The following is a 26,569-nucleotide window of genomic DNA, read 5'->3' on the forward strand; positions in this document are numbered from 1 at the left end:
TCTCGGCGTGGCCCGGCGACCCCGGGCCCCAGATCATGAAGGGAACGGAAATGTCCGAAACACCGGCCGAGAGTCCGGAGACCCCGAACCTCGACTTCCAGGGCACCACCCCTTACGAGGACTACGTCCAGGCGGACGTCCTCACCCATCTCCAGCACACCCTCTCCGACGATCCCGGCGAGATGGTCTTCCTGGTCACCACCCAGGTCATGGAGCTGTGGTTCACCGTCCTGGTCCACGAATGGCACACCGCGGGGCAGGCGCTCCGCGAGGACGACCTCCCGACGGCGATGGCGGCGCTCAAGCGCAGCACGTACGAACTCGAGTCGCTCAACGCCTCCTGGAAGCCGCTCGCCCACCTGACCCCCGGCCAGTTCAACTCCTACCGCAGCGCGCTGGGCGAGGGCTCCGGCTTCCAGTCCGCGATGTACCGGCGGCTGGAGTTTCTGCTCGGCGACAAGTCGGCCTCCATGCTCGTCCCGCACCGCGGCTCGCCGCGGGTGCACGCCGAGCTGGAGAAAGCGCTGCACGAGCCGAGCCTCTACGACGAGGTGCTCGGCCTGCTGCACCGGCGCGGCCACGACATCCCGGCCGGCCTCCTCGAACGCGACCTCTCCCAGCGCTACGAGCCCGACCCGGCCGTCGAGCGGGCCTGGCAGCGGATCTACTCCGCGTCCGGGACCACCGGGGAGGGGCCCTCCCCGGACGCCGACCTGCTGCGGCTGGGCGAGGCGCTGACCGAGGTCGCCGAGCTGGTCTGGCGCTGGCGCAACGACCATCTGGTGGCGACCCGCCGTGCGATGGGATCGAAGACGGGCACCGGGGGCTCCGCCGGTGTCGCGTGGCTGGAGAAACGTGCCGCCAAGAACGTCTTCTCTGAGCTGTGGACGGCGCGCAGCCATGTCTGACGACTCGCTGCGGGAGCGGGCCGAGCGCCTCGACGCGGCCGACGGGCTCGCGAAGATCCGGGACCGGTTCGTCCTCGACGACACCGTCTACCTGGACGGCAACTCGCTGGGCGCCCTCCCCGCGACGGTCGCGCCCCGGCTGCGTGACGTGATCGAGCGGGAGTGGGGCAGCCTGCGCATCCGCTCCTGGGACGAGAGCGGCTGGTGGACGGCGCCCGAGCGGATCGGGGACCGCATCGGCGCGCTGATCGGCGCCGCCCCCGGGCAGGTCGTGGCCGGGGACTCCACCAGCGTCAATGTCTTCAAGGCGGTCGTGGCCGCCGTCCGGATGGCGGGGGAGGAGCGCACCGAGATCCTCGTGGACGCCGCGACCTTCCCGACCGACGGCTACCTCGCCGAGTCCGCGGCGCGGCTGACCGGCCGTACCGTACGGTCCGTCGCGGCCGGGGCCATGGCGGACGCCGTGGGGGAGCGCACCGCCGTCGTCCTCGTCAACCACGTCGACTACCGCACGGGGCGGCTGCACGACCTGCCCGCCACCACGGCCGCCGCCCACGCGGCGGGCGCCCTGGTCGTCTGGGACCTGTGCCACAGCGCGGGCGCGCTGCCGGTCGACCTCGACGCGCACGGGGTGGACCTCGCCGTCGGCTGCTCGTACAAGTACCTCAACGGCGGCCCCGGCGCGCCCGCGTACCTCTACGTCCGGCGCGATCTGCAGCCCCGCTTCGACTCGCCGCTGCCGGGCTGGAACTCGCATGCCGACCCCTTCGGCATGAGCTCCGACTACCACCCCGCGGACGGCTCCGTCCGCGGTCGCGTCGGCACGCCCGACATCCTGTCGCTGCTCGCCCTCGACGCCGCGCTCGACGCCTGGGACGGCGTCGCCGTCGCGGACGTGCGGGCCAAGAGCCTGGCGCTAACGGACTTCTTCCTCGAATGCGTCGAGCACCACGTGCCGTCCGGCCGGGTCTCGTCGATCACGCCTGCCCCGCACGAGGAGCGCGGCAGCCAGGTCGCGCTGTGCTGCGACGACGCGGGCGAGGTCATGCGTCGGCTGACCGCCCGCGGCGTCGTGGGCGACCACCGGCGCCCGGACGTGCTGCGCTTCGGCTTCACCCCGCTCTACACGCGCTTCGCCGACGCCGAGCGCGCCGCGCGCGTCCTCGCCGACGTGCTCCGCGAGGTCGACGAGGAGGCCGGGACGGGGCCCGGCGGCGCGGCCGGCGCACCGACCGGCGACGACACCGGTGAAGGGAACCGATAACCCATGCCCGCCTCCACGCCCGAGCACGCCACCCCCCGCGCGCCGTCCCCGGCCGGCCTCGGCCGGGCGGCGGCCGCCGCCCGGCGTGCGGAGGCGGAGGAGGCGTCGGCCTTCGCCCACCCGGCCGTCCCCCCGGACGTGACCGCGGCCTACGGTGAATTGCCCGACCAGATCGCCGACTTCTACCGGCCGCGCGTCGCGCCCGGTGCGGCCCCGCGGCCCGCGCCGCTCGTCGTCCTCCTGCACGGCGGCGCCTGGCGCGCCCGCTTCGACCGGCGGCACGTCTCGCCGTTCGCCGCCCACCTCGCCGGCCTCGGCTTCGCCGTGGCGTCGGTGGAGTACCGCCGCGGCGGCGAGGAGCCGCAGCACGGCGGCGACGGCAGCGCCTACCCGCGCGAGGACCCGCCGCCGGCGGGCCGCTGGCCCGACACCCTCGACGACATCGCCGCCGCGGTCGACGCCCTGCCCGCCCTCGCGGTCCGGGCGCTGGGCGCGGACAGCGTGGACCCCCGGCGGGTCGTGCTCACCGGGCACAGCGCGGGCGGCCATCTGGCGCTGTGGGCCGCCGCCCGCAACGTCCTCCCGCCCGATTCCCCCTGGCACCGCCCATCGCCTCCCCCGTTGCGCGGAGTCGTCGCCCTCGCGCCGGTCGCGGACTTCGCGTCCGCGATCCGGCTGCGGGTCTGCTCCGACGCCGTCGTGCAGTTCCTCGGCGGACCCGAGCACGTCACGGCGCGGCTGCCCCACGCCGATCCCGCCGCGCTGCTGCCCACCGGTATCGCCACCACCATCGTGCAGGGCACCACTGACAACGTGGTCCCGCCGCAGGTCGCACGGGCTTTCGCGGAGGCCGCGGCCCTCGCGGGCGAGGAGGTCGTGGAGGCCGTGCTGGACGGCGTCGGGCACTTCCCGCTGATCGACCCGGCGGCACCCGCGTGCGCCGTCGTCGCCGAGGAGATCGCGCAACTCGCCTGGTAGCCGGCGGGCCCAGGCCGCCGCGGGCGGCCTTCCGGCGGACCCGTGTAGTCCCTGAGACGGATGCCCGGAGATCGGCTGCGGTGTGGACGACGCGCCCGCGCGCGCTGCCTACTGTGTGAGCGTGACCGACACCGACCAGACCACTCTGCGGACCGAGCTCCGTATAGCCCGGGGCGCGCTGAAGGGGCTGCGTGACGACCTGGTCACCGACGCCTTCGCCTTCCGCCCGCTGCCGCCCCGCTCCACCGACGGCGTGTTCCTGCGCCGGCTCCCCGACCGGCTCCGCGACTCCGCGCGCTGGCTGCCGCACACCTGCCTGGCGGCCTTCGCCTGCTTCCTCATGATGCTGGGCTTCGTGTTCGAGAGCGATCGCGGCGGATCGGCGCTGCCCGCCGCGCTCCTCACCGGGATCCCGCTCTTCACGGTGATCTTCCGCCCGGTCGGCGGCTGGTGGCTGTCGCTCGCCGCCGCCTTCCTCACCGGCGCGGCGGCCGGCGAGTTCTCGCTGTGGCCGTGGTCGGCCACCGGCTTCGTCTCCCACCTGGTGGTGATGGCGGTCGTCGCGAAGCGCACCCGGCCGCGGGTGGCGGCGCAGATGTGGCTGCTGACGGTGGCCCTCGGCAGCGCGTTCGTGTTCTTCATGCCCTACCGGGCGTCGGACACCTTCGCCATGGCGCTGCTGTCGTTCGTCGTGCTGCTCACCGTGGTGCTGGCCAAGGGCTGGCGCGAGACGCAGGCGAAGGTCGTCGAGCAGGTGGCGGTCACCCAGGTGGAGCGCTCGCGCCGCACCGTCTTGGAGGAGCGCACGACGATCGCCCGCGAGCTGCACGACGTCGTCGCGCACCACATGTCCGTCATCGCGATCCAGGCCGAGGCCGCGCCCTACCGCGTCGAGGACCCGCCCGCCGAGCTGACCCGCAGCTTCGCGATCATCCGGGAGAACGCGGTGGCCGCCCTGTCGGAGCTGCGCCGCGTCCTGGGCGTCGTCCGGGCCGACGATCCCGACTCCTTCGCCGACAGCGCCCCCGAGGCCCCGCAGCCCACCCTCGCCGACCTCGACCCGCTCCTGGCCAACGTCAGGGAGACCGGCGCGGACGTCGAGAAGGTGGTGACGGGCGCCGTCCGGACGCTGCCGCAGGGCGTGGAGCTCTCCGCGTACCGGATCGTCCAGGAGGGGCTCAGCAACGCCCTGCGGCACGCTCCGGGCGCCGCCACCCGCGTCGAGATCGGGTACGTCCTGGGCGGCCTCGGCCTGCGCGTGGTCAACGGCCCCGCCACCGGAGAGGTCCGGCCGTCGCACGGCGCGGGCCACGGGGTGCTGGGCATGCGGGAACGGGTGTCGATGCTGGGCGGTGAGATGACGGCTGAACCCACCGCCGAAGGCGGGTACGAGGTGACGGCCTTCATCCCCGTGGCGGCGGAGCCGAGACCCGACCCGAACCCGGAGCCGGCGGCACCGCAAGCCCCACCGCAGCGGAAGCCCTGGCCCCTGGCCAAGTCCAACGGGGAACCCGCATGACGATCCGGGTGCTGATCGTCGACGACCAGATGATGGTCCGGGAGGGGTTCTCGGTCCTGCTCAACGCGCAGCCCGACATCGAGGTCGTGGGGGAGGCGGTCGACGGCCGGGAGGCCGTCGCCCAGGTGGCCGCGCTCCGTCCCGACGTCGTCCTCATGGACATCCGGATGCCCGAGATGAACGGCCTGGAGGCGACCCGCGAGATCGTCGCGGCCGACGCCGACGCCAAGGTCCTCGTCCTGACCACCTTCGACCTGGACGAGTACGTCTACCAGGCGCTCCGCGCCGGAGCCAGCGGCTTCCTGCTCAAGGACGCCTCGGCGCGGCAGCTGGGCGACGCCGTACGGATCGTGGCGGCCGGCGAGGCGCTGCTCGCCCCGGCCGTCACCAAGCGGCTGATCGCCGAGTTCTCCCGGCTCGGTACGCCCAGGCCGCCGGCCCAGGACCGGGTCGGCGATCTGACCGACCGGGAGACCGAGGTCCTCGTCCTGGTCGCCCAGGGCCGGTCGAACGCCGAGATCGCCTCGCACCTCGTCGTCGCCGAGTCGACCGTCAAGACCCACGTCAGCCGGGTCCTGGTGAAGCTCGGCCTGCGGGACCGCACCCAGGCGGCCGTGTTCGCCTACGAGGCCCGCCTGGTCACGCCGGGGGGCTAGCGGGGCCCGAGGGCGCCGTGGGGAGTCTTGTGGGGCCGCAGCGGGCGTCCGGGCCCGCAGGAGCGTCCTGGACGCGCGGAAGGCCCCGCCCGGTGACGGGCGGGGCCTTCGACAGGCGCTGGGGCGGTCCGTCAGCGGCTGCGCTTGGCGAGCCGCTCGACGTCGAGCAGGATCACCGCGCGAGCCTCCAGACGGAGCCAGCCGCGGCCGGCGAAGTCGGCGAGCGCCTTGTTGACGGTCTCGCGCGAGGCGCCGACGAGCTGGGCCAGCTCCTCCTGCGTGAGGTCGTGCACCACGTGGATGCCCTCTTCGGACTGCACACCGAAACGGCGCGACAGGTCGAGGAGCGCCTTCGCGACACGGCCGGGCACGTCCGAGAAGACCAGGTCCGACATGACGTCGTTGGTGCGCCGCAGCCGGCGCGCGACGGCGCGCAGCAGCGCGGTCGCGACCTCGGGGCGGGCGTTCAGCCAGGGCTGCAGGTCGCCGTGGCCCAGGCCGAGGAGCTTGAGCTCCGTCAGCGCCGTGGCCGTGGCGGTCCGGGGGCCGGGGTCGAAGAGCGACAGCTCACCGATCAGCTCGCCGGGACCGATGACGGCGAGCATGTTCTCGCGGCCGTCGGGGGACGTGCGGTGCAGCTTCACCTTGCCCTCGGTGACGACGTAGAGCCGGTCCCCGGGGTCGCCCTCGTGGAACAGCGCGTCGCCACGCGCGAGCGTGACCTCGGTCATCGAGGCGCGCAGTTCAGCGGCCTGCTCATCGTCGAGCGCCGCAAAAAGCGCCGCGCGCCGCAGAACGTCGTCCACGAGCTCTCTCCTTGTCGACATCGCCGGATGATCCCCCGTGATGCCCGCTGGCAAAACAGTGCGATCAATCACAAGTCTGTCTTATGTATCGCCGAGCACGTGCCCCGGGGGTCCGATTGGGGGTCGGTTCCTTGTGGCCACGGCCGGATGTCTGTGCCGAGGCTTAGGCTGGCCGGGTGTCTGATACGCCGAGTTCGCAGAGTAAACGGCAGGGTGTGACGGCCAAGCGAGTGACCCGAACCCCTGGTTCCGCTGTGAGCGAACAAGCTTCGCTCAAGCCCGCCAAGAAACCGGAATCCCGTGTCGCCCTGGTCCGCCGGGCGCGGCGGATCAACCGCGAGCTCGCCGAGCTCTACCCGTACGCCCATCCGGAACTCGACTTCGAGAACCCCTTCCAGCTGCTCGTCGCGACGGTCCTCTCCGCCCAGACGACCGACCTGCGGGTGAACCAGACGACCCCCGCCCTCTTCGCCGCCTACCCGACGCCGGAGGACCTCGCGGACGCCGAACCGGAGCGGCTGGAGGAGCTGATCCGGCCGACCGGCTTCTTCCGCGCCAAGGCGAAGTCGCTGCTGGGCCTGTCGGCGGCGCTGCGCGACCGGTTCGACGGCGAGGTGCCGGGCCGCCTCGAGGACCTGGTCACGCTCCCCGGAGTGGGCCGCAAGACCGCGAACGTGGTCCTGGGCAACGCCTTCGGCGTCCCCGGCATCACCGTGGACACCCACTTCGGCCGGCTCGCGCGCCGCTTCGGCTGGACCACCTCCGAGGATCCGGAGAAGGTCGAGCAGGAGGTCGGCTCGCTCTTCCCGACGAGCGAGTGGACGATGCTGTCGCACCGGGTGGTCTTCCACGGCCGCCGTACCTGCCACTCCCGCAAACCCGCCTGCGGCGCCTGCCCGATCGCCCCGCTCTGCCCGTCGTACGGCGAGGGCGAGACGGACCCGGAGAAGGCGAAGAAGCTGCTGAAGTACGAGCTGGGCGGCGCCCCCGGCCAGCGTCTGAAGCCCCCGTCCGACTATCCGGGTGATCCGGCACCGCCCATGGGCGCCCCGGCGGCCACCACGGCCCGGACGCAGGGGAGCGCATGACGACGACGCGGGGCGGCGAGGCGGCCGTGTCGATCCAGGGGCTGCCCCAGTGGCTGCAGCCGGTGGCGCGTGCCGCGGGGGACGTCCTGCCCGAGCAGCTGAGCCGGTTCCTGCCGCCCCCGTCCGGCCGGGGCCGGCAGTCCGCCGTGCTGATCCTCTTCGGCGAGGGCGAGCACGGCCGGGACCTGCTGCTGATGGAGCGCGCGTCCTCGCTCAGGTCGCACGCGGGCCAGCCCTCGTTCCCCGGCGGCGCGCTCGACCCCGAGGACGGCGACCCCGAGGGTGACGGCCCGCTGCGCGCGGCCCTGCGCGAGGCGGAGGAGGAGACCGGTCTGGACCCGTCGGGGGTGCAGATCTTCGGCGTGCTGCCCCGGCTCTACATCCCGGTCAGCGAGTTCGTCGTGACCCCGGTGCTCGGCTGGTGGCGCACCCCCAGCCCGGTCGGCGCCGTCGACCCGGCCGAGACCGCCCGGGTCTTCCGGGTCCCCGTCGCGGATCTCGCCGACCCCGCCAACCGGGCGACGATGACGCATCCGAGCGGCTTCCGGGGCCCGGCGTTCCTCGTCGAGAACGCCGTGGTCTGGGGTTTCACAGCCGGTCTGATCGACAGGATCCTGCACTTCGCGGGCTGGGAGCAGCCCTGGGACCGGAGCCGGACGGTGCCACTCGCATAGGACGGCATGAGACCGTGTGCTCGTGCTGTGTCTTCCTGGGGGGCACCCCGGGGAAGCCCGGCCGATGCCCCGGTCGAGCTGGACCGTCCTCGCGAGGTCAACCTAGATGAACGTGCTGGACTTGTTGCTGCTGCTCGCCGCCGTGTGGTTCGCGGTGGTCGGCTACCGCCAGGGATTCGTCGTCGGCGTCATGTCGGTGATCGGGTTCCTGGGCGGCGGACTGGCCGCCGTCTACCTGCTGCCGATGATCTGGGACAAGGTCACCGACGACTCCTCGCCCGGGTCCGTGGCCGTGGTGGTCGCCGTGGTCGTGGTGATCGTCTGCGCCTCCGTCGGCCAGGCCTGCACCACCCATCTGGGCAACAAGCTGCGCACCCGCATCACGTGGTCCCCGGCCCGCGCGCTGGACGCGGGCGGCGGCGCGCTCGTCAACGTCGCCGCGATGCTGCTCGTCGCCTGGCTGATCGGCTCCGCGCTCGCCACGACGGCGCTGCCGACGATAGGGCGCGAGGTGCGCTCCTCGAAGGTGCTGCTCGGCGTCTCCCGGGTCATCCCCCAGCAGGCGGACACCTGGTTCACCGACTTCAGCTCCACGCTCGCCCAGAACGGCCTCCCGCAGGTCTTCAGCCCCTTCGGCAGCGAGCCGATCACCTCGGTGCCCGCGCCGGACCCCCGGCTCGCGAGCAGCGCCGTCGTCAACCAGGCCCGCCGGAGCATCGTGAAGGTCGTCGGCACCGCGCCCAGCTGCGGCAAGGTGCTGGAGGGCACCGGCTTCGTCTTCGCCAGGGACCGGGTGATGACCAACGCGCACGTCGTCGGCGGGGTCAGCGAGCCCACCGTGCAGATCGGCGGCGAGGGCCGGCTCTACGACGCCCGCGTCGTCCTCTACGACTGGCGGCGCGACATCGCCGTCCTGCAGGTGCCCGAGCTGAACGCGCCCGCGCTGAACTTCGGCGACGCGCACAGCCGCGACGACGCGATCGTGGCGGGCTTCCCGGAGAACGGCGGCTTCGACGTCAGGGCGGCCCGCGTGCGCGGGCGCATCCAGGCGAACGGCCCGGACATCTACCACCGGGGCACCGTGCACCGCGACGTCTACTCGCTCTTCACGAAGGTGCGCCAGGGCAACTCCGGAGGCCCGCTGCTCACCCCGGACGGCAAGGTGGCAGGCGTCATCTTCGCCAAGTCCCTCGACGACGCGGACACCGGCTACGCACTGACCGCGGACGAGATCCGTGACGACATCACCGCAGGCCGCACGGCCGACCGCCAGGTCGACAGCCAGGGCTGCGCACTCTAGGAAGCCGGGCGGGACCCCGCTGGCCGTGCGTTCGCCGGCCGTTCGTCATCGGACGGACGGCCAACCGGACGGACGGTCCCGGGCCCGGTCAGTCGCTGCGGGGGTGCCGCAGGCGCGCGCCCACCCACCGCGCGCGCCGCTGCAGAATGCGTGGGATACCGATCTGGTGCTCCCCCTCGGGGAGTACGGCCGCAGGCGTCGCGCGGTTGACAGCTGCGACGAGGGTGCGGCGGTTGCGTTCTACATCACGGTAGTCGTGCGTCCAACCCATACGGAGCTACGTGCCCGCGCCTCAAGGTCGGTAATCGTGCGGGGCGCGGCCAATTGGCCTATGCGTCCGGCATTTGGCTGATCGTCAGTTAGTAGTAACGGTTGCTCCATGACGGTGCCGCATCGCCCGCCGCTGTGGCCCCAGCCGCCCCTACCGGTCCGGCTCGGGGTCCTTCAGCCAGTTGATCAGCTCGGTCGAGAACGCGATGGGGTCCTCCTCGTGCGGGAAGTGCCCCAGCCCGTCGAAGAGCCGCCAGCGGTACGGCGCCTCCACGTACTCACCGCTGCCCGCCGCGCTGTGGATGCGCACCGCGGAGTCCAGCGAGCCGTGCAGGTGCAGCGTCGGCACCCGCACCGGGCGCTTCATGCGCCGGTTGAACTGGATGCCGTCGGGACGGGCCATCGAGCGCACCATCCAGCGGTACGGCTCCACCGCGCAGTGCGCCGTCGAGGGGATCTGCATCGCCTGCCGGTAGACGTCTACCGTCTCCTCGTCCGGCAGCAGCGGCCCCGACCACTCCCGGATCAGCCGTCCGACCATCGCGGAGTCGTCCGCGACCAGCTGCCGCTCCGGCAGCCACGGCCGCTGGATGCCCCAGATGTAGGAGCCGGCCGCGCTCTGCTTCATGTCGGTGAGCATCGCCGTGCGCCAGCGCCGCGGGTGCGGCATCGAGGAGACCGCCAGCCGGCGCACCAGCTTCGGCCGCATCACCGCCGCGGTCCAGGCCAGGTACCCGCCGAGGTCGTGGCCGACCAGCGCCGCGTCCGGCTCACCGAGCGAGCGGATCACCCCGGTCACGTCCAGCGCCAGGTTCGCCGGGTCGTAGCCGCGCGGCGTGCGGTCGCTGCCGCCGACCCCGCGCAGATCCATCGCGACCGCGCGGAAGCCCGCGTCGGCGAGCGCCGTCAGCTGGTGCCGCCAGCTCCACCAGAACTGCGGGAAGCCGTGCAGCAGCAGCACCAGCGGACCGTCGCCGGCCTCGGCGATGTGGAATCGCGCGCCGTTCGCGGCGACATCCCGGTGTGTCCAGGGCCCTTCGAGCCGTGCGACCGAGGAATGAGCAACGACCGTCATGCAGCTGAGCGTGTCACACCTTGAGGTCCTCCGTGCCACCGGACTCCAGGGCTCGCGGATGCGGCTTGACGCTCTGCAGTACGGCTGCCGTCTGCTTGGCCGAGGCGATGCTGCGCTCCGGCTTCTTCACCTTCTTGAACTTCGCCCGCGCGAACACCCCGAGGACGACGGCGATCAGCACGTACGCGCCGCCGACGATCAGGAACGACCACGCCAGGCCCAGCCCGAGGGCGTGGATGCCGTAGGCCGCCGCCATGCTGAACATCGGCAGGGCGAAGAACGCCAGCGCCGCCGCGCCCGCGATCGCGCCGCTTCCGAGGCCGACCTTCTTGACGTCCTCGCGCAGCTCGGCCTTGGCGAGGGCGATCTCGTCGTGCACCAGGGCGGACATCTCCGCCGTGGCGGAGGCGAACAGCTGTCCGAGACTGCGGCTCGCGCCCTCGGTCTGCTCCACTGCGCTCATCGCATCCTCCGTCGGTAGTCGGTATCCGTCATGCGTCGGTACCCGCCATGCCCGGCTACCTGGTGGTAGGGACTGTTACCCACAGATCATGCCTCAGTCCCCGCCGCCCGCGCCGTCGACCCGGGCCAGTTCGGCGAGCCTGCGGTGTTCGGCGGCCTTCCGCTCCAGGATCTCCGCCATCCGCAGGTGGTACTCCGGGTTGTCCTGCTCGTAGATGTCCGGGATGCCGTCCCCGTCCTCGTCACGGTTCTCCTCGTCGCACAGCGCCCGGTACTTGTCGTTGCGGAGCTTGAGCAGGACGCCCGCGACAACGGCCGCGATCAGGGAGCCGATCAGCACGGCGGCCTTCACCTCGTCGGCCAGCGCGGGGTCCTCGTCGAAGGCGAGTTCGCCGATCAGCAGCGAGACGGTGAAGCCGATCCCGGCCAGGGAGGCGACGGCGAGCACGTCCGGCCAGCGGAGGTCCGGGTTGAGCTCCGCCCGGGTGAACCGGGCCGCGAGCCAGGTGCCGCCGAACACGCCGACGGTCTTGCCGACCACCAGGCCGAGGACGACCCCGAGCGTCTCGGGCCGCGAGAAGACGTCGCCGAGCGCGCCGCCCGAGACGGCGACACCCGCCGAGAACAGCGCGAACAGCGGCACCGCCAAGCCGGCGGAGAGGGGGCGCACCAGGTGCTCGACGTGCTCGCCGGGGGAGTGCTCCTCGCCGTCCCGGCGGGTGCACCGCAGCATCAGCCCCATGGCGACGCCCGCGATGGTGGCGTGCACCCCGCTGTTGTACATCAGCCCCCAGATGACCAGGGCCAGCGGCACGTAGACGTACCAGCCGCGCACCTCCCGGCGGAGCAGCACCCAGAAGACCAGCAGGCCCAGTGCGGCGCCGCCGAGCGCCACGAAGTCGATCGACGAGGTGAAGAAGACCGCGATGATCAGGATCGCGAAGAGGTCGTCGACGACGGCGAGCGTCAGCAGGAAGGCGCGCAGCGCGGACGGCAGCGACGTGCCGATGACCGCGAGGACGGCCAGCGCGAACGCGATGTCGGTGGCGGTCGGGACCGCCCAGCCGTCCAGCGCTCCGCCGCCGACGGTGTTGACCACCACGTAGACGAGGGCGGGCACGGCCATGCCGCACAGGGCGGCGACGACCGGCAGCGCCGCCGCGGACGGCGTCCGCAGCTCGCCGGCGACCAGCTCGCGCTTGAGCTCGATCCCGGCGACGAAGAAGAAGACGGCGAGCAGCCCGTCGGCCGCCCAGTGCTGCACCGACAGGTCCAGCCCGAGGGAGGAGGGACCGAAGTGGAACTCCCTGACCGTCTCGTAGGTGTGGTGCACCGGGGTGTTGGCCCAGATCAGCGCGGCGACGGCGGCGAGGAGCAGCAGGACGCCGCCCACGGTCTCGGCACGCAGCGCGTCGGCGACGTAGGTCCGCTCGGGAAGGGACAGCCGGCCGAGGAAGGACCGTCCGGCGGCGGGACCGTCGGCGGCGGGGCCGTCGGCAGCGGGTCGCCCGGTCGCGGATCGGTCGGTCGTGGGTCGCTCGGTCACGGGTGAGAAGCCTCCGGTCGGTCCGTCATCCACTGGACGTGGCTGACTCCGTTGCCGACCAGACTTCCCGGCGCACCTGTGTTGACGCGTTCCTGACGCGGGGACCAGCTTAGCGGCTCGGACGCCATGCCTTCCGGCAATCCACACATTACGGGCAGAAGGGGCTCCCGGCCCGATGCCGGAAGCCCCTTCTGCCCGTCCTGCGGTCAGTCCTCGCTGCTCGCGCCCGGCAGGTTGGTCTGGATCAGATCCATCACCGACGAGTCGGTGAGCGTGGTGACGTCGCCGAGCTCGCGGTTCTCCGCGACGTCGCGCAGCAGGCGGCGCATGATCTTGCCGGAGCGGGTCTTGGGCAGCTCGCTGACGATCAGGATGCGCTTGGGCTTGGCGATCGGGCCCAGGGTCTTCCCGACGTGGTCGCGCAGCTCCGCGACGAGGGTGTCGGAGTCCGAGGCGGTGCCGCGCAGGATGACGAACGCGACGATGGCCTGGCCGGTGGTCTCGTCCGCGGCGCCCACGACGGCGGACTCCGCGACCTTGGGGTGCGAGACGAGCGCGGACTCCACCTCGGTGGTGGAGATGTTGTGGCCGGAGACCAGCATCACGTCGTCGACCCGGCCGAGCAGCCAGATGTCGCCGTCGTCGTCCTTCTTCGCGCCGTCACCGGCGAAGTAGCGGCCCTCGAAGCGCGACCAGTAGGTGTCGATGTAGCGCTGGTCGTCGCCCCAGATGGTGCGCAGCATCGACGGCCACGGCTCGGTGAGCACCAGGTAGCCGCCGGAGCCGTTGGGCACCTCGTTCGCCTCGTCGTCCACGACGGTGGCCGCGATGCCGGGCAGGGCGCGCTGGGCGGAGCCGGGCTTCGTGGTGGTCGCGCCCGGCAGCGGGCTGATCATCATCGCGCCGGTCTCGGTCTGCCACCAGGTGTCCACGATCGGGCAGCGGTTGCCGCCGATGTGCTCGCGGTACCAGACCCACGCCTCGGGGTTGATCGGCTCGCCGACGCTGCCCAGCACCCGCAGCGAGGACAGGTCGAACTTGGCGGGGATGTCGTCGCCCCACTTCATGAACGTGCGGATCGCGGTGGGCGCGGTGTAGAGGATGCTCACGCCGTACTTCTGGATGACCTCCCAGAAGCGGCCCTGGTGCGGGGTGTCCGGGGTGCCCTCGTAGATCACCTGGGTGGCGCCGTTGGCGAGCGGCCCGTAGACGATGTACGAGTGGCCGGTCACCCAGCCGATGTCGGCGGTGCACCAGTAGACGTCGGTCTCCGGCTTGAGGTCGAAGACCGCGTGGTGGGTGTAGGAGGTCTGGGTGAGGTAGCCGCCCGAGGTGTGCAGGATGCCCTTGGGCTTCCCCGTCGTGCCGCTGGTGTAGAGGATGAACAGCGGGTGCTCGGCGTCGAAGGCCTGCGGGGTGTGCTCGGCGGACTGGCGGGTGACGATGTCGTGCCACCACACGTCGCGGCCCTCGCTGAACGCGGTCTCCTGGCCCGTGCGGCGCACCACCAGGACGTGCTCGACGGTCGGGCACTTGGCGACGGCCTCGTCGATGGCGGGCTTGAGCGCGGAGGGCTTGCCGCGCCGGTAGCCGCCGTCGGAGGTGATGACGAGCTTGGCGTCGGCGTCCTGGATGCGGGAGGCGACGGCGTCGGCGGAGAAGCCGCCGAAGACCACGGAGTGCGCGGCGCCGATCCGGGCGCAGGCCAGCATCGCGACCACGGCCTCGGGGATCATCGGCAGGTAGACCGCGACCCGGTCGCCGGCCTGCACACCCAGCTCGGTGAGGGCGTTCGCGGCGCGGCTGACCTCGTCCTTGAGCTCGGCGTAGGTGATCGCGCGGCTGTCGCCGGGCTCGCCCTCGAAGTGGATCGCGACGCGGTCGCCGTTGCCGGCCTCGACGTGCCGGTCCACGCAGTTGTAGGCCACGTTGAGCTTGCCGTCGGCGAACCACTTGGCGAACGGCGGGTTCGACCAGTCCAGGGTCTGGGTCGGCTCGACCGCCCAGCTCAGCCGGCGCGCCTGCTCGGCCCAGAAGGCCGGCCGGTCGGACTCGGCCTGCGCGTACGCGTCCGCGGTGACGTTGGCGGATGCGGCCAGCTCGGCCGGCGGAGCGAAGCGCCGCTCCTCCTTCAACAGATTGGCCAGGCTCTCGTTGCTGCTCACGCCAACTCCTTGTCAGGCTGTCCCAGATGTCCCGGCCATAGCTCATCAGGCCGGGGGCACGATGACAAGGGTCGCAGGAAAATTGGTTTAGACCTATAGCGTGAGCGGTCCGCACGGGGGGCCGTGCGGCGTGGCGTTCCCGGTGCCCCGCAGCACGGCCCCCCCGTCCGGTGTCGGACCGTTGTCAGACCGTGTCCAGCACCTCCGGGTGCACCGCCGAGAAGGCTCCCGTGGCGTGGTCCAGGACGTACGCCTGGGCCTCGGCGACGTGGAAGTACATGCCCTGCAGCTGCAGCGTGCCCTCCGCGTAGCGGCGGGCCACGCACGGATGGTCCAGCAGGTGCTCCAGCTGCTGCACCACGTTGGCCAGGCTCAGCCGCTCCAGGTCGTCGGCCGGCTCCCGGTCCGTCAGCCCCGGGCCGCCGCGCGCCAGCCGCTCCAGGCTCGGCCGGCCGTGCCGCAGCCAGCGGGCCAGCGGGGTCTGCGCGCCGGGCGGGTGGTCACTGCCGAGCAGCGCCTGCATGGCGCCGCAGCCGGAGTGCCCGCAGACCGTGATGCTGCCGACCTTCAGCACGTCCACCGCGTACTCGACGGCCGCGGCCACCGAGTCGCAGGTGTTGTCGGAGCCGGGCGGGGGCATCAGGTTCCCGATGTTGCGGACGGTGAAGAGGTCACCGGGCCCGCTGGAGGTGATCATGCTGGTCACCAGCCGGGAGTCGGCGCAGGTCAGGAAGAGCTGGGTGGGCCGCTGGCCCTCCCTCGCCAGTCGCGCCAGCTCGTCGCGCACCAGGGGCGCGGTGTGCCGCTGGAAGTTGCTGACGCCCCCGATCAGCTGGTTGCCCGCCGGAGCGGTGACGGTGACGCTGGCCGGGCTGGGCCGGGTGCAGTGGTGGTTGCGCCACGGCGTCCAGGGCCGGCAGGCGTGCGCGCTGCCCGGTTCGATCACCGCCCGCCCCGCGCGGTCGCCGAGGACGGCGCAGCCGCCGCGGGCGCGGTGCCGGGTGCACCACGACTGGAGTGCCTCGTACGCCGCGTGGTCCATGAACGAGCCGTCCAGTTCGACGACGGCGTGCGCCCCGTCGGGCACCTGGGCGAGGGCCCGGGTGAGCCGGGGCACCGCGAGGAACGTCAGCTGGCCGTGGGCGCGCACCCGGTAGCCGGCCGCCTCCGGGGAGACGGTGATGCGGGTGCGGGTGAGGCGGCGCAGCGAGGTGAAGGCCGCGACCGCGATCCCGGCCACCACGCCCTCCAGGACGCCGAGCAGCACGACCCCGCCGATGGTGGCCGCGTACACCGGGAACTCCCGGTGCCGCCTGATGTTCTTGATGTGCGCGAAGCTCACCATCTTCACGCCGACGACCAGCACCAGGACGGCGAGGGCGGCGAGCGGGATCAGGTCCAACACGCCGGCCAGCAGGCTCGCGCACAGCAGCACCCACACGCCGTGCAGCACGGTGGACCAGCGCGTCACGGCCCCGGCCCGGAGGTTGGCCGAGCTGCGCATCGCCCCGCCTGCCACCGGCAGGCCGCCGAGCAGCCCGGAGAACATGTTCGACGCGCCCTGGCCGAGCAGTTCGCGGTCGAGCCGCGCGGGCTGGGCCCGCCGGTCCGGGTACTCGGACTGCATCTTGTCGAGCGCGACCGCGGACAGCAGCGATTCCATGCTCGCGACAAGGGTGACGGTGACGACCGCGGCGAGCAGGCCGAGCACCGGCCCCTCCGGCAGCCGGGGCATCCCCGGAGCGGTCCACGACGGCAGGTCGACGCGCGGCACGGTCAGCGCCAGGCCCGCGGCCGTGGCGGCGGCGACCGCCGCCAGCGCCGCCGGAACCGCCCGCAGCGCGCGCACGGCTCTGTACCTGCTCCCGCTGCCGGGCAGCCGGGGCCAGCCGATGAGGACGACGGCGGTGAGCGCGCCGATCCCCAGCGTGGCCGGGCTCGTGGCCGCCAACTGGCGCGGCAGCGCGCCGAGGTTGGCCAGGGCGGAGCCCTGGGCGGTGCCGCCGAGGATGACGTGCACCTGGCCGACGGCGATGGAGACGCCGATCCCGGCGAGCATGCCGTGCACGATGGCGGGGCTGACCACCAGCGCCGCCCTGGCCACCCGTAGGGCGCCGAGGGCGATCTGGGCGAGGCCGGCGAGCACGGTGATGGCGCAGGTGGTGCGCCATCCGTAGCGCTGGACGAGTTCGGCGGTGACGACCACGAGGCTGGTGGCAGCCCCGCTGACCTGCAAAGGGGCCCCGCCGAGCAATCCGGCGACGATGCCGCCGACGACAGCGGCGACGAGGCCGGACTGGAGGGGCGCACCGGTGGCGAGGGCGATACCGAGCGACAGCGGCACGGCGATCAGAAAGACAGTGATCGAGGCGGACAGATCGGACCTGTGAGGCGTCTGCATGGTTCCCGTCTCCTTCAGGGCGGCGGGACGTGGTAGCCGTACGTAACTGTATGGCTACTCTCAAGCGTCGGTAAAAGGAGAGTAATGCGGATATACGGTTCGGTGAAGTCCGTAGATCCACTCGGGCGGAGATTTGCTCCTATCGAGTGAATCGAGAAGGGGTTTGGCCGGTCGTGATGACCAAATCGCGGGAACATGTCAGTTTTTGCTCTCGAATCCCTGCTCGCCCCTTTGGATCGAGGTTCGTATGCATTCCCTGCGGAAGAGCACGGCCCTGGCCGCCGTTACCGCGTTGGCATTCGGTGTGGTGGGTTGTTCCGGCGGTTCGAGCGGCTCGGGAGGAACGGGGCAGAGCAGCCGGCAGCACGACGGCCCCGCCGCGGCCGTGCAGAAACCGCCCGCGCGGGTGATGAAGCTGATCGGCGACGGCTCCACCGCCGAGACCGGGGCCCAGCCCAACCAGCCGCGGTTCCAGCGGCTCGCGCCGGGCGAGAAGCCCCCGCAGTTCGTCGTCTTCTCCTGGGACGGCGCGGGGGAGGACAGCCAGAAGCTGTTCTCGCACTTCCGCGAGGTCGGCAAGGAGAACAAGGCGTCCATGACGTACTTCCTCAGCGGCGTCTACCTGCTGCCCGGCGACCGCAAGGAGGTCTACGACCCGCCTCGGCACCCGCGCGGCGCCTCCGACATCGGCTTCACCGACCGCCAGGAGATGACCGACACGCTGGAGCAGATCCGGCAGGCGTGGCTGGACGGCAGCGAGATCGGCACCCACTTCAACGGCCACTTCTGCGGGTCCAACGGCGGGGTCGGCACCTGGTCGTCCGAGGAGTGGAAGAGCGAGATCGAGCAGGCCGAGGGCTTCGTCAGGAACTGGAAGACCAACAGCGGCCTCACCCAGCTGGCCCCGCTGCCGTTCGACTACAGCAAGGAGCTGGTCGGCGGCCGCGCCCCCTGCCTGGAGGGCCAGCGCAACCTGATCCCGGCCGCCAGGGAGATGGGCTTCCGCTACGACGCCAGCTCGGTGGGCGGCCGCCAGGTCTGGCCGTCGCAGCTCGGCGGCGTCTGGGACTTCCCGCTCCAGGACATCCCGGTCCCCGGCCGCGCCTTCGAGACGCTGTCCATGGACTACAACTTCCTGGCCAACCAGTCCGGCACCACCAAGGGCGACCCGTCGAAGCGCGACTACTGGGGCCACCAGATGGAGAGCGGCCTGGCCGCCGCCTTCGACCGCGCCTACTCGGGCAACCGGGCGCCACTGTTCGTCGGCAACCACTTCGAGTCGTGGAACGGCGGCGTCTACATGAAGGCCGTGGAGTCCACCATCAAGTCGGTGTGCCGCAAGGACGGTGTGCGCTGCGTGTCGTTCAAGCAGATGGCGGACTGGATGGACGCCCAGGACCCGGCGGTGCTGGCGAAGCTGCGCAAGCTGGACGTCGGGCAGGCGCCGAAGGAAGGCTGGCCGGCCTTCCTCGCGGCACCTGCGGGAGCCTCCGGTTCCGGGCACGGTTCGGCGCCCGCCGCGGCCCGGCCCGGGGCGGACGTCAGCTAGCCGACAGCGCCCCGGCTCCGGCCGCGGCCCCGGCTGCGGTGGCCGATCGGGCCCCTGCCCCGGCCGTGGTCACCGATCCGGCACCTGCCCCGGCCGTGGTCACCGATCCGGCCTCACCGAGCACGAAGACGGGGTCGACCTGGGACGCCAGGTCGGCGCCCGTCTTCGCGTTGCCCCAGCTCTCCGCGTTCTTCAGGTGGAAGTGCACCATCTGGCGGGTGTAGCGGTCCCAGTCGCGCCCCTCGTACGAGGCGTCGGCCGTCTCGTGCATGGTCCGCAGCGCGCGCCGGTTGGCCTCCTCCAGCAGCTCGAAGCTCGGCGGACGGCCCTTCTCCATGGCGCGCACCCAGTCGGAGTGGCCGACGGTGGCCAGCAGGTCGTCCCCCGTCTCGTCGCGCAGGAACGCCAGGTCGTCGGCGCCCTGCACCTTGTTGCCGATGACGCGCAGCGCGACGCCGAAGTCGCGGGCGTACTCCTTGTACTGGCGGTAGACGGCGACGCCCTTGCGGGTCGGCTCGGCGATCAGGAACGTCATGTCGAACCGGGTGAACATCCCGGAGGCGAACGAGTCGCTGCCCGCCGTCATGTCCACCACGACGTACTCGTCACGGCCGTCGGTCAGGTGGTTCAGGCACAGCTCCACCGCCCCGACCTTGGAGTGGTAGCAGGCGACGCCGAGGTCGGACTCGCTGAACGGCCCGGTCGCCATCAGGCGCACCCGTGCTCCGTCGTCCAGCGGAACGGTGCGCGCGCACGCGGCGTAGACCGGGTTCTCCTCCATCACCCGCAGCAGGCGCGAGCCGCTGCCCGGCGGAGTTGTCTTGATCATGGTCTCGGCGGAGGCGATCCGCGGGTTGGCACCCCGCAGGTACTCCTTGATCTCCGGCAGGTGGGCGCCCATCGCGGGGAACGCGGCGGCCTCCTCCTCGCTCAGGCCGAGCGCCGGGCCGAGGTGCTGGTTGATGTCCGCGTCGACGGCGACGACGGGCACACGGATATCCGCGAGGTGGCGGATGAACAGGGAGGACAGCGTGGTCTTGCCGCTGCCGCCCTTTCCAACGAAAGCGATCTTCATGTTCGCCAAGGGTAGTCGGATACGCACGTTGGGTGACGGTTTCGAGTGGGGAAGGCCACTCGATCGGGGTCCATCGGGGCGTTCCGCTGTGCGTAGGGTCGTACGCATGGGTACGAACGCTGATCCGCTCGCCATCCTCGGTTCCCTGCCCGGCGTGTCCGACGCGGTGGACTCCGTGCGGCAGTCCGTGGACAAGGTCTACGGGCACCGCGTGATGCGCCGCCGGTCCGAAGAGGTGACGTCCGAGGCGGCGCTGCGCGGAGCGCGCGGTTCCGCCGCGCTGGCCGGTGCCGACTGGCCGCTGGAGGAGCTCCGGCGCCGCAGCGACTTCTCCGCCGACGCCGAGGCGCACACCGTGGGTGCGGCGCTGCGGCTGACCGCCGAGGCCGGGCAGCTGCTGAGCGTCTGGCGCCGGTCGCCGGTGCAGGCGCTGGCGCGGCTGCACCTGGTGGCGGCGGGCGGCGCCGCCCCGGACGACACGGTGGGCCGGCCGCGGCTGGCCGGCGAACCGGTCGACGAGCCGCTGGTAGAACTGCCGCTCCCGGACTCGGCGGAGGTGGCCGCCCGGCTCGAGGGGCTGGCCGGGCTGCTGCGCGCGGGGGGCGAGGCGCCCGCGCTGGTCGTCGGCGCGGTGGTGCACGGCGAGTTGCTGTCGCTGCGGCCCTTCGGCTCGTTCAACGGGCCGGTCGCGCGGGCGGCGGAGCGGATCGTGCTGGTGGGCAGCGGGCTCGACCCCAAGTCGATCTGTCCCGCCGAGGTGGGCCACGCCGAACTCGGGCGGGCGGACTACCTCAAGGCGCTGGAGGGGTACACGTCGGGTACGCCCGACGGGATGGCCGCCTGGATCGGGCACTGCGGGAAGGCGCTGGAACTCGGCGTGCGCGAGAGCGTCGCGGTGTGCGAGGCGCTGCAGCGGGGCGCGGCCTGAGAAGTCCCCGGACCTGAGGACCTGACACGTCCTGGAAAGGGTTGCGGCGGCACCCTGGGGTGCCGCCGCTGGCATGTCCGTCGCGTTACCATGCGTGCTCGATATTCGCCTATCAGGTCGGGACTTTGCCCGTCACCTGGTACGGCTGGCCCGGTCAGCGGGTCGGCTGCGCGTGGGTGCCCGACTTCCATGCTTGGGTCCGTGGGCCTAATACTCTGCGGTCTTCCTCTCGGAAGTCCGTGGTCTCGCGGGCCTCTGAGTCCTTTTTACCGCCGCCGGGGCCGAAGTGGAACCCCTGAGCGCACTTCTTTACTTTTGCCCTGCAATCAGGACAAAAGCGATGGGCGGCGCCGGCGGGCCGCGTACCAGACCAGGCCGGCCGTGGCGGCGGCCGCACCGACCGCCGCGGCGGCGAGCACCGGGCGCGGCGGCATCGACAGGGACGGGATGCGCTGGTTGAGCCGCACCGGCCGGTTGAAGGTGAGGATCGGCCACTCCCGGCCGGTCGCCTCCTTGCGCAGCCCGCGGTCCGGATTCACCGCGTACGGGTGGCCGACGACCTCCAGCATGGGGATGTCGGTGACCGAGTCGCTGTACGCGAACGACCGTTCCAGGTCGTACCCCTCGGCCTCGGCGAGTTCGAGGATGGCCTCGGCCTTGGCCGGGCCGTAGACGTAGTGCTCGATCACGCCGGTGTAGCAGCCGTTCTCGGCGACCATCTGCGTGGCGATCACATGGTCGGCGCCGAGCATCCGGCCGATGGGCTCGACGACCTCGGCCCCGGACGCGCTCACGATGACCACGTCCCGGCCGGCGGCGTGGTGCTCCTCGATGAGGGAAGCGGCCTCGTCGTAGATGATCGGGTCGATCAGGTCGTGCAGGGTCTCGGCCACGATCTCCCTGACCTGCTGCACGTTCCAGCCGCGGCACAGCTCGGAGAGGTACTTGCGCATCCCCTCCATCTGGTCGTGGTCGGCGCCGCCCACGAGGTACACGAACTGGGCGTAGGCGGTGCGCAGCACGGCCCGACGATTGATCAGGCCGCCCTGGTAGAAGGATCTGCTGAAGGCGAGGGTGCTCGACTTGGCGATCACGGTCTTGTCGAGGTCGAAGAATGCTGCGGTGCGCGGGGACAGGTGGTTTTCCACGAGCACGAGCATAAGCAACCACCATTCGGCGTAAGCTGCGGCGCGTGGGTTTGCCTGAGAAGGCTGTCGGGTACACCATGGAAGTCACGGATCGTTCGCGACCGTGCTAACCCGGTCTGGCTCCTCCCCCCCCGAGTCGGACTGTGGGGACGACCCCCGCTCTCCCCCCCGGCGGGGGTCGTCGCATGTCCTCATGTCTTTTCGGACCGACGTCCCGGTAGCTCTTCTTCCTTCCTTTATGCGGTAGCTCGCACTCCTCTTGCGCTGCCTTCATCCGGTACGACGTGTCACGGTCCGTAATCGTTGCGCCTCGGTGGCGAACTCACCCGTTCGAGTGACGGAGTTATCCACAACCTCCGAGTTATCCACCGATACGAACCAAGATCATCTGATTCTCCGGAACGGCCCGACTCTGTTCGCAGGCGATGCACACCGTGCTCGCGGGACGAACGAGGAGGCAGGGCCGTGGCTGAATCCATCACACCCGACCGGAGCCCGGCGGCAGCGCGGGAACCGGGCGGGCCGCTGATCGTCACTCAGGACGAGGCGCTGCTCGACGATTTGCTGAGGCTGTGCGCTGCGGCGGGCGCGGAGCCCGAAGTGGCCTTCGGGGCGCCGCCCCGCGCGGGGAGCTGGGAGTCCGCGCCGCTGGTCCTCGTCGGCTCGGCCGACACCGGCCGGCTCCGCGGCGCGGTCCGGCGAAAAGGCGTGCTGCTGGTCGGCCGGGATCTGGACGACCAGGACGTGTGGCGCAGAGCTGTCGACATCGGGGCCGACCACGTCCTCTTCCTGCCGGACGCCGAATCGTGGCTGGTCGACCGGATCGCCGACGTCGCCGAGGGAGTCACCGAGCCGGCCCTGACCATCGGCGTGGTGGGCGGCCGGGGCGGCGCCGGGGCCAGCACGCTGGCGTGCGCCCTGGCGGTCACCGCGGCCCGCGACGGCCGCCGCGCGATGCTCATCGACGGCGACCCGCTGGGCGGGGGCCTGGACATCCTGCTCGGCGCGGAACGCGCCGGCGGGCTGCGCTGGCCGGACCTCGCGGACTCGCGGGGGCGGGTCAACAGCGGAGCGCTGGAGGAGTCGTTGCCGCGGCTGGACGCGCTGAGTGTCCTCAGTTGGGACCGCAGCGACTCCGTGGTCATCCCGCCGCAGGCGATGCGGTCGGTGCTGGGCGCCGCCCGGCGCCGGGGCGGAGTCGTCGTCGTGGACCTGCCCCGGCGGGTGGACGACGCGGTCGCGGAGTCGCTGGCCCAGATCGACGTCGGACTTCTGGTCGTCCCCGCCGAGTTGCGGGCGGTGGCCGCCGCCACCCGGGTCGCCTCGGCCGTCAGCATGCTCCTCAAGGACCTGCGGGTGGTCGCCCGCGGCCCCTTCGGCGCAGGGCTCGACGACGAGGAGATCGCCCGGCTCATCGGCCTGCGGCTGGCGGGCGAACTGCCGTCGGAGCCGGACCTGCTGGAGGCGCGGGAGGGCTGCCGGCCACCGGGCGCGAGCGGCCGCGGGCCGCTGGCCCGTTTCTGCTCCGCCTTCCTGGCCCAGGCGCTGCCCAGCGGCGGGAGCGTGCCGGTATGAGCCCGGACCGTGCGGCACCGAGGGCGGCGCTCCTGGACGCCGTCCGACTCCGCCTCGCCGAGTACAGCGGGGACCCCACGCCCAGCAGGGTCGCGGCCGCGCTGCGTGCCGAAGGGCGGCTGCTGGGCGACACCGAGGTGCTCGGCGTCGTCACCGCGCTGCGCTCCGAGATGGTCGGCGCGGGTCCGCTGGAGCCGCTGCTCGCGGATCCGGACGTCACCGACGTGCTCGTCAACGGGCCGGAGGAGGTGTGGGTCGACCGCGGGCACGGCCTGGAGCGCAGCGACGTCGGGTTCGCCGACGCCGCCGCCGTGCGCCGGCTCGCCCAGCGGCTCGCGACCACCGCGGGCCGGCGGCTGGACGACGCCCGGCCGTGGGTCGACGCCCGGCTCCCCGACGGCACCCGGCTGCACGCGGTGCTGCCGCCCGTCGTCGTCGGCTCGCCCTGCCTGTCGCTGCGCGTGGTGCGGGCCCGGGCCTTCGGCCTGGACGAGCTCATCACCGCCGGCACCCTGGACGCCGAGACGGCGCGGCTGCTGCGCGCCGTCCTCGACGCCCGGCTCTCCTTCCTGATCAGCGGCGGCACCGGCACCGGGAAGACCACCCTGCTCAGCTGCCTGCTGGGCCTGGTGGAACCGCGGTTGCGCATCGTGCTCGCGGAGGACTCCGCGGAACTGCGTCCCGACCACCCGCACGTCGTCCGGCTGGAGACCCGGCCGGCCAACCAGGAGGGCGCCGGGCTGGTGGAGCTGCGGGACCTGGTGCGCCAGGCCCTGCGGATGCGGCCGGACCGGCTGGTGGTCGGCGAGGTCCGCGGACCGGAGGTCACCGAGCTGCTGGCCGCTCTCAACACCGGCCATGAGGGCGGGTGCGGGACGGTGCACGCCAACGCGGCCTGCGACGTGCCGGCCCGGCTGGAGGCGCTCGGGTCGACCGCGGGGCTCGACCGGGCCGCCCTGCACAGCCAGTTGGCGGCGGCGCTGTCCGTCGTCGTCCATCTGGCCAGGGACCGTTCGGGGCTGCGGCGGGTCGCCGAGATCCATGTGCTGGAGCGCCGCGCCGACGGGCTGGTGGTGACCGTCCCCGCGGTGGTGTGCGGCGCTCCGGGCGCGTGGGAGCGCGGGCCGGGCTGGGACCGGCTGGCGGCCCTGTGCGAGCGGGGTGCGGCATGAGGCCCGGGACGGCGCTGTGGGCGGCCGTGTTCTGCGCCGGGGCCGCCGGGTGGCTGATGTACGGCGGGGACACCGCCCTGCGCCGGGCCCGGCTGATGCTGGCGGGAGGCCAGCGGCCGGGCGCCGGGTGGACGTGGGGACCCGGCATGTGGCGCGGGCCGACGGCGTGCGGGCAGGCGCTGCTCGCATCGCTGCGGGAGCGCTTCGGGTGGCGGCTCGGACGGGAGCTGCTCTGCCTGCCCGCCGGGCTGGTGCTCGCCCTGGCGGCGCACTCGGTGCTGCCCGCGCTGGCCGGAGCGGTCGCGGTGCCGCTGGTCGGCCGCCGACTGCGGAAGCGGGCCCGGCGGGCGGCGGTGGAGCGCCGGCTGACCGCGGTGGGCACCCTGTGCGCGACGGTGGCGGGTGATCTGCGCGCCGGGAGCCCGCCGCACCCCGCGCTGGCGGGCGCGATCGAGGACGACGGCTGGCCGGACGCACCCGAGCTGGTGGACGCGGCGCGACTGCTGCTGGCCGCCGCCCGGTTCGGTGGGGACGTGCCGGAGGCGCTGCGGGCGGCGGCGCGCTTCGAGGGGGCCGAGGGGCTGGCGGCGGTCGCCGCCTGCTGGCAGGTCGCCGTCGACGGCGGCGCGGGGCTGGCCGCGGGCCTCGACCGGATCGCCGCGGCCCTGCGGGCCGAACGCGATCAGCGGGACGAGCTGAGCGCCCAACTGGCCGGGCCCCGTTCGACCGCGCTGATGCTGGCGCTGCTCCCGCTGTTCGGGGTGGTGCTGGGCGCGGGCCTCGGGGCGGACCCGGTGGGGACGCTGCTGGGCACTCCGGCGGGGCTGGCCTGCCTGCTGGCGGGCGGCCTGCTGGAGTGGGCGGGGCTCGCCTGGACCGGTCGCATCGTGCGGTCCGCGGAGGAGTCCTGGTGACCGGCGAGCTGGTCCACAGCCTGGGGACAGCCGTGTCGGTCGGCGCCGCCGTCCTGTGCGCCGTGGTGACGGTGATCGAGGCGAGGCGCGAGCGCGCCGCCCTCGGCCGGCTGCGGCTGCTGTTCGGGGCCCGGGTCGCCCAGAGCTCCGCAGCCGCCTGGTGGACGCGCGGGCCCGCGCTGCGGACCTGGGCTCCGGTCGCGGCGGCGGCGCTCGGCGCCGCCGTGTTCGTCGGAGGACTTCCCGGGTGTGCGGCCGGCCTGCTCGCCGCGTGCGGGATACGGCACTGGCAGCGCCGGTCGCGGGCGGCCGGCGGCCGCGACCGCGATCGGAGCGCCGCGCGTCAGCTGCCGCTCTGCGCGGACCTGATGGCCGCCTGCCTCGCGGCCGGGGCCCGGCCGAGCGACGCGGCGGAGGCGGTCGGCCGGTCACTGGGCGGCCCGCTGGGCGGCGGGCTCATACGGGTCGCGGCCGAGGTCCGCCTGGGCGGCGACCCCGAACGGTGCTGGGAGCGGTTCGGCCGGCTGCCCGCCGCGAAGGGGCTCGCCCGCTGCCTGGCCCGTGCCTCGCACAGCGGAGTGGCGCCGGTGGACGAGGTGGCCCGCCTGGCCGCCGACTACCGCGCCGCCCGCGGCCGTTCGGCGCTCGCCGGGGCCCGGCGCGCGGGAGTGCTGGCCACGGCCCCGCTCGGCCTGTGCTTCCTGCCGGCCTTCCTGCTCGTCGGAGTGGTGCCGGTGGTCCTGGGGCTGGCGGCGGGGATCCTCGCCGGCGGCTCCGGCCAGGGCCCGTGAGAGCGACGTGCGCGACCACGGGCCGACTCCCGCTCAACTCCCTTCCGAATCCCGCTCGACAGACATCGATGCACAGGGGGAAACGTCATGATGATCCGGATGCTGCACAGGGCGGCCGGGCGGCTTCGGTCGGCCGCGGACGCGGGGATGACCACGGCGGAGTACGCCGTCGGCACGCTGGCGGCCTGCGGGTTCGCCGCCGTGCTCTACAAGATCGTGACCAGTGGCGCGGTGAAGTCGGCGCTCAGCGGACTGATCGAGAGGGCCCTCGATGTGTCCTTCTGAGGGTCCGCCGGAGAGGCCGT

At 72.8% G+C, this 26,569-nt stretch carries 24 protein-coding genes; 15 read left to right on the forward strand and 9 right to left on the reverse strand.

From position 1 onward, the window contains the following. The first annotated feature begins 50 nt into the window (after positions 1–50). The 5 genes from ABZ721_RS33915 to ABZ721_RS33935 all read left to right on the forward strand — a co-directional run bounded on the left by ABZ721_RS33915 (position 51) and on the right by ABZ721_RS33935 (position 5,325). A complete protein-coding gene (locus ABZ721_RS33915; RefSeq protein ID WP_358792630.1) occupies positions 51–908 on the forward strand; it encodes a tryptophan 2,3-dioxygenase family protein in 858 nt (285 codons plus the stop codon). After that, a complete protein-coding gene (kynU, locus tag ABZ721_RS33920; protein WP_358792631.1) occupies positions 901–2,172 on the forward strand; it encodes a kynureninase in 1,272 nt (423 codons plus the stop codon). The genes ABZ721_RS33915 and kynU overlap by 8 nt, the downstream gene beginning before the upstream one ends. A gap of 3 nt (positions 2,173–2,175) precedes the next feature. Continuing rightward, positions 2,176–3,150 carry an alpha/beta hydrolase gene (locus ABZ721_RS33925; RefSeq protein ID WP_358792632.1) on the forward strand — a complete coding sequence of 325 codons (975 nt, stop codon included), beginning with the start codon at positions 2,176–2,178 and terminating at the stop codon, positions 3,148–3,150. Between the two features lie 121 nt (positions 3,151–3,271). Then, the gene (locus ABZ721_RS33930) at positions 3,272–4,669 is read left to right on the forward strand and encodes a histidine kinase (protein WP_358792633.1); all 1,398 of its coding nucleotides are present in this window, start codon (positions 3,272–3,274) and stop codon (positions 4,667–4,669) included. Then, positions 4,666–5,325, forward strand: coding sequence for a response regulator transcription factor (locus tag ABZ721_RS33935; RefSeq protein WP_358792634.1), 660 nt, complete (start codon positions 4,666–4,668; stop codon positions 5,323–5,325). The genes ABZ721_RS33930 and ABZ721_RS33935 overlap by 4 nt, the downstream gene beginning before the upstream one ends. 131 nt (positions 5,326–5,456) lie before the next feature. Here ABZ721_RS33935 and ABZ721_RS33940 read toward each other — a convergent pair whose 3' ends face one another. After that, on the reverse strand, positions 5,457–6,131 hold the full coding sequence (locus ABZ721_RS33940; protein ID WP_358792635.1) for a Crp/Fnr family transcriptional regulator: 675 nt from the start codon (positions 6,129–6,131) through the stop codon (positions 5,457–5,459). Between the two features lie 230 nt (positions 6,132–6,361). On the opposite strand from ABZ721_RS33940, the gene nth reads away from it, so the two are divergent. From nth to ABZ721_RS33955, 3 genes are all read left to right on the forward strand, one after another. Further along, positions 6,362–7,219, forward strand: a complete 858-nt coding sequence (gene nth / locus ABZ721_RS33945; protein WP_358792636.1) for an endonuclease III — start codon at positions 6,362–6,364, stop codon at positions 7,217–7,219. Continuing rightward, complete coding sequence (locus tag ABZ721_RS33950; protein ID WP_358792637.1) at positions 7,216–7,893, forward strand: CoA pyrophosphatase; 678 nt, start codon at positions 7,216–7,218, stop codon at positions 7,891–7,893. Before nth ends, ABZ721_RS33950 begins: the two co-directional genes overlap by 4 nt. 106 nt (positions 7,894–7,999) lie before the next feature. Further along, complete coding sequence (locus tag ABZ721_RS33955) at positions 8,000–9,193, forward strand: MarP family serine protease (RefSeq protein ID WP_358792638.1); 1,194 nt, start codon at positions 8,000–8,002, stop codon at positions 9,191–9,193. Between the two features lie 88 nt (positions 9,194–9,281). Here the strand turns inward: ABZ721_RS33955 and ABZ721_RS33960 are convergent, their stop codons facing one another. The 6 genes from ABZ721_RS33960 to ABZ721_RS33985 all read right to left on the reverse strand — a co-directional run bounded on the left by ABZ721_RS33960 (position 9,282) and on the right by ABZ721_RS33985 (position 17,112). Continuing rightward, the gene (locus ABZ721_RS33960) at positions 9,282–9,464 is read right to left on the reverse strand and encodes a hypothetical protein (protein ID WP_358792639.1); all 183 of its coding nucleotides are present in this window, start codon (positions 9,462–9,464) and stop codon (positions 9,282–9,284) included. 150 nt (positions 9,465–9,614) lie between these two features. After that, positions 9,615–10,538, reverse strand: a complete 924-nt coding sequence (locus ABZ721_RS33965; RefSeq protein ID WP_358792640.1) for an alpha/beta hydrolase — start codon at positions 10,536–10,538, stop codon at positions 9,615–9,617. Between the two features lie 13 nt (positions 10,539–10,551). Beyond that, positions 10,552–11,001, reverse strand: a complete 450-nt coding sequence (locus ABZ721_RS33970) for a phage holin family protein (RefSeq protein WP_358792641.1) — start codon at positions 10,999–11,001, stop codon at positions 10,552–10,554. A 93-nt stretch (positions 11,002–11,094) separates the two neighbouring features. Continuing rightward, positions 11,095–12,444 (reverse strand): Na+/H+ antiporter NhaA, encoded by a 1,350-nt coding sequence (nhaA, locus tag ABZ721_RS33975; protein WP_358792659.1) that lies wholly within the window; start codon positions 12,442–12,444, stop codon positions 11,095–11,097. 308 nt (positions 12,445–12,752) lie between these two features. Next, positions 12,753–14,711 (reverse strand): acetate--CoA ligase, encoded by a 1,959-nt coding sequence (gene acs / locus ABZ721_RS33980; RefSeq protein WP_358792642.1) that lies wholly within the window; start codon positions 14,709–14,711, stop codon positions 12,753–12,755. A 184-nt stretch (positions 14,712–14,895) separates the two neighbouring features. Continuing rightward, positions 14,896–17,112: a SulP family inorganic anion transporter gene (locus ABZ721_RS33985; protein ID WP_358792643.1), complete on the reverse strand. Its 2,217-nt coding sequence runs from the start codon at positions 17,110–17,112 to the stop codon at positions 14,896–14,898. 247 nt (positions 17,113–17,359) lie between these two features. On the opposite strand from ABZ721_RS33985, the gene ABZ721_RS33990 reads away from it, so the two are divergent. Continuing rightward, positions 17,360–18,661, forward strand: a complete 1,302-nt coding sequence (locus ABZ721_RS33990) for a hypothetical protein (RefSeq protein WP_358792644.1) — start codon at positions 17,360–17,362, stop codon at positions 18,659–18,661. Here the strand turns inward: ABZ721_RS33990 and ABZ721_RS33995 are convergent. Beyond that, positions 18,654–19,736 (reverse strand): ATP-binding protein, encoded by a 1,083-nt coding sequence (locus tag ABZ721_RS33995; RefSeq protein WP_358792645.1) that lies wholly within the window; start codon positions 19,734–19,736, stop codon positions 18,654–18,656. The genes ABZ721_RS33990 and ABZ721_RS33995 overlap by 8 nt on opposite strands. A 106-nt stretch (positions 19,737–19,842) precedes the next feature. Here ABZ721_RS33995 and ABZ721_RS34000 point away from each other — a divergent pair, with 106 nt between their 5' ends. Further along, on the forward strand, positions 19,843–20,664 hold the full coding sequence (locus tag ABZ721_RS34000) for an oxidoreductase (protein ID WP_358792646.1): 822 nt from the start codon (positions 19,843–19,845) through the stop codon (positions 20,662–20,664). 326 nt (positions 20,665–20,990) lie between these two features. Here the strand turns inward: ABZ721_RS34000 and ABZ721_RS34005 are convergent, their stop codons facing one another. Further along, complete coding sequence (locus ABZ721_RS34005) at positions 20,991–21,824, reverse strand: HAD family hydrolase (protein ID WP_358792647.1); 834 nt, start codon at positions 21,822–21,824, stop codon at positions 20,991–20,993. A gap of 453 nt (positions 21,825–22,277) precedes the next feature. On the opposite strand from ABZ721_RS34005, the gene ssd reads away from it, so the two are divergent. The 5 genes from ssd to ABZ721_RS34030 all read left to right on the forward strand — a co-directional run bounded on the left by ssd (position 22,278) and on the right by ABZ721_RS34030 (position 26,549). Further along, the gene (gene ssd, locus ABZ721_RS34010; protein WP_358792648.1) at positions 22,278–23,387 is read left to right on the forward strand and encodes a septum site-determining protein Ssd; all 1,110 of its coding nucleotides are present in this window, start codon (positions 22,278–22,280) and stop codon (positions 23,385–23,387) included. Beyond that, positions 23,384–24,559, forward strand: coding sequence for a TadA family conjugal transfer-associated ATPase (locus tag ABZ721_RS34015; protein ID WP_358792649.1), 1,176 nt, complete (start codon positions 23,384–23,386; stop codon positions 24,557–24,559). The genes ssd and ABZ721_RS34015 overlap by 4 nt, the downstream gene beginning before the upstream one ends. Then, on the forward strand, positions 24,556–25,473 hold the full coding sequence (locus ABZ721_RS34020; protein WP_358792650.1) for a type II secretion system F family protein: 918 nt from the start codon (positions 24,556–24,558) through the stop codon (positions 25,471–25,473). Before ABZ721_RS34015 ends, ABZ721_RS34020 begins: the two co-directional genes overlap by 4 nt. After that, on the forward strand, positions 25,470–26,264 hold the full coding sequence (locus ABZ721_RS34025; RefSeq protein WP_358792651.1) for a type II secretion system F family protein: 795 nt from the start codon (positions 25,470–25,472) through the stop codon (positions 26,262–26,264). The genes ABZ721_RS34020 and ABZ721_RS34025 overlap by 4 nt, the downstream gene beginning before the upstream one ends. 99 nt (positions 26,265–26,363) lie before the next feature. After that, positions 26,364–26,549 (forward strand): DUF4244 domain-containing protein, encoded by a 186-nt coding sequence (locus ABZ721_RS34030; RefSeq protein ID WP_358792652.1) that lies wholly within the window; start codon positions 26,364–26,366, stop codon positions 26,547–26,549. Positions 26,550–26,569: the final 20 nt, after the last annotated feature.

The organism is Streptomyces sp. NPDC006733, assembly GCF_040636125.1.
GTDB lineage: Bacteria > Actinomycetota > Actinomycetes > Streptomycetales > Streptomycetaceae > Actinacidiphila.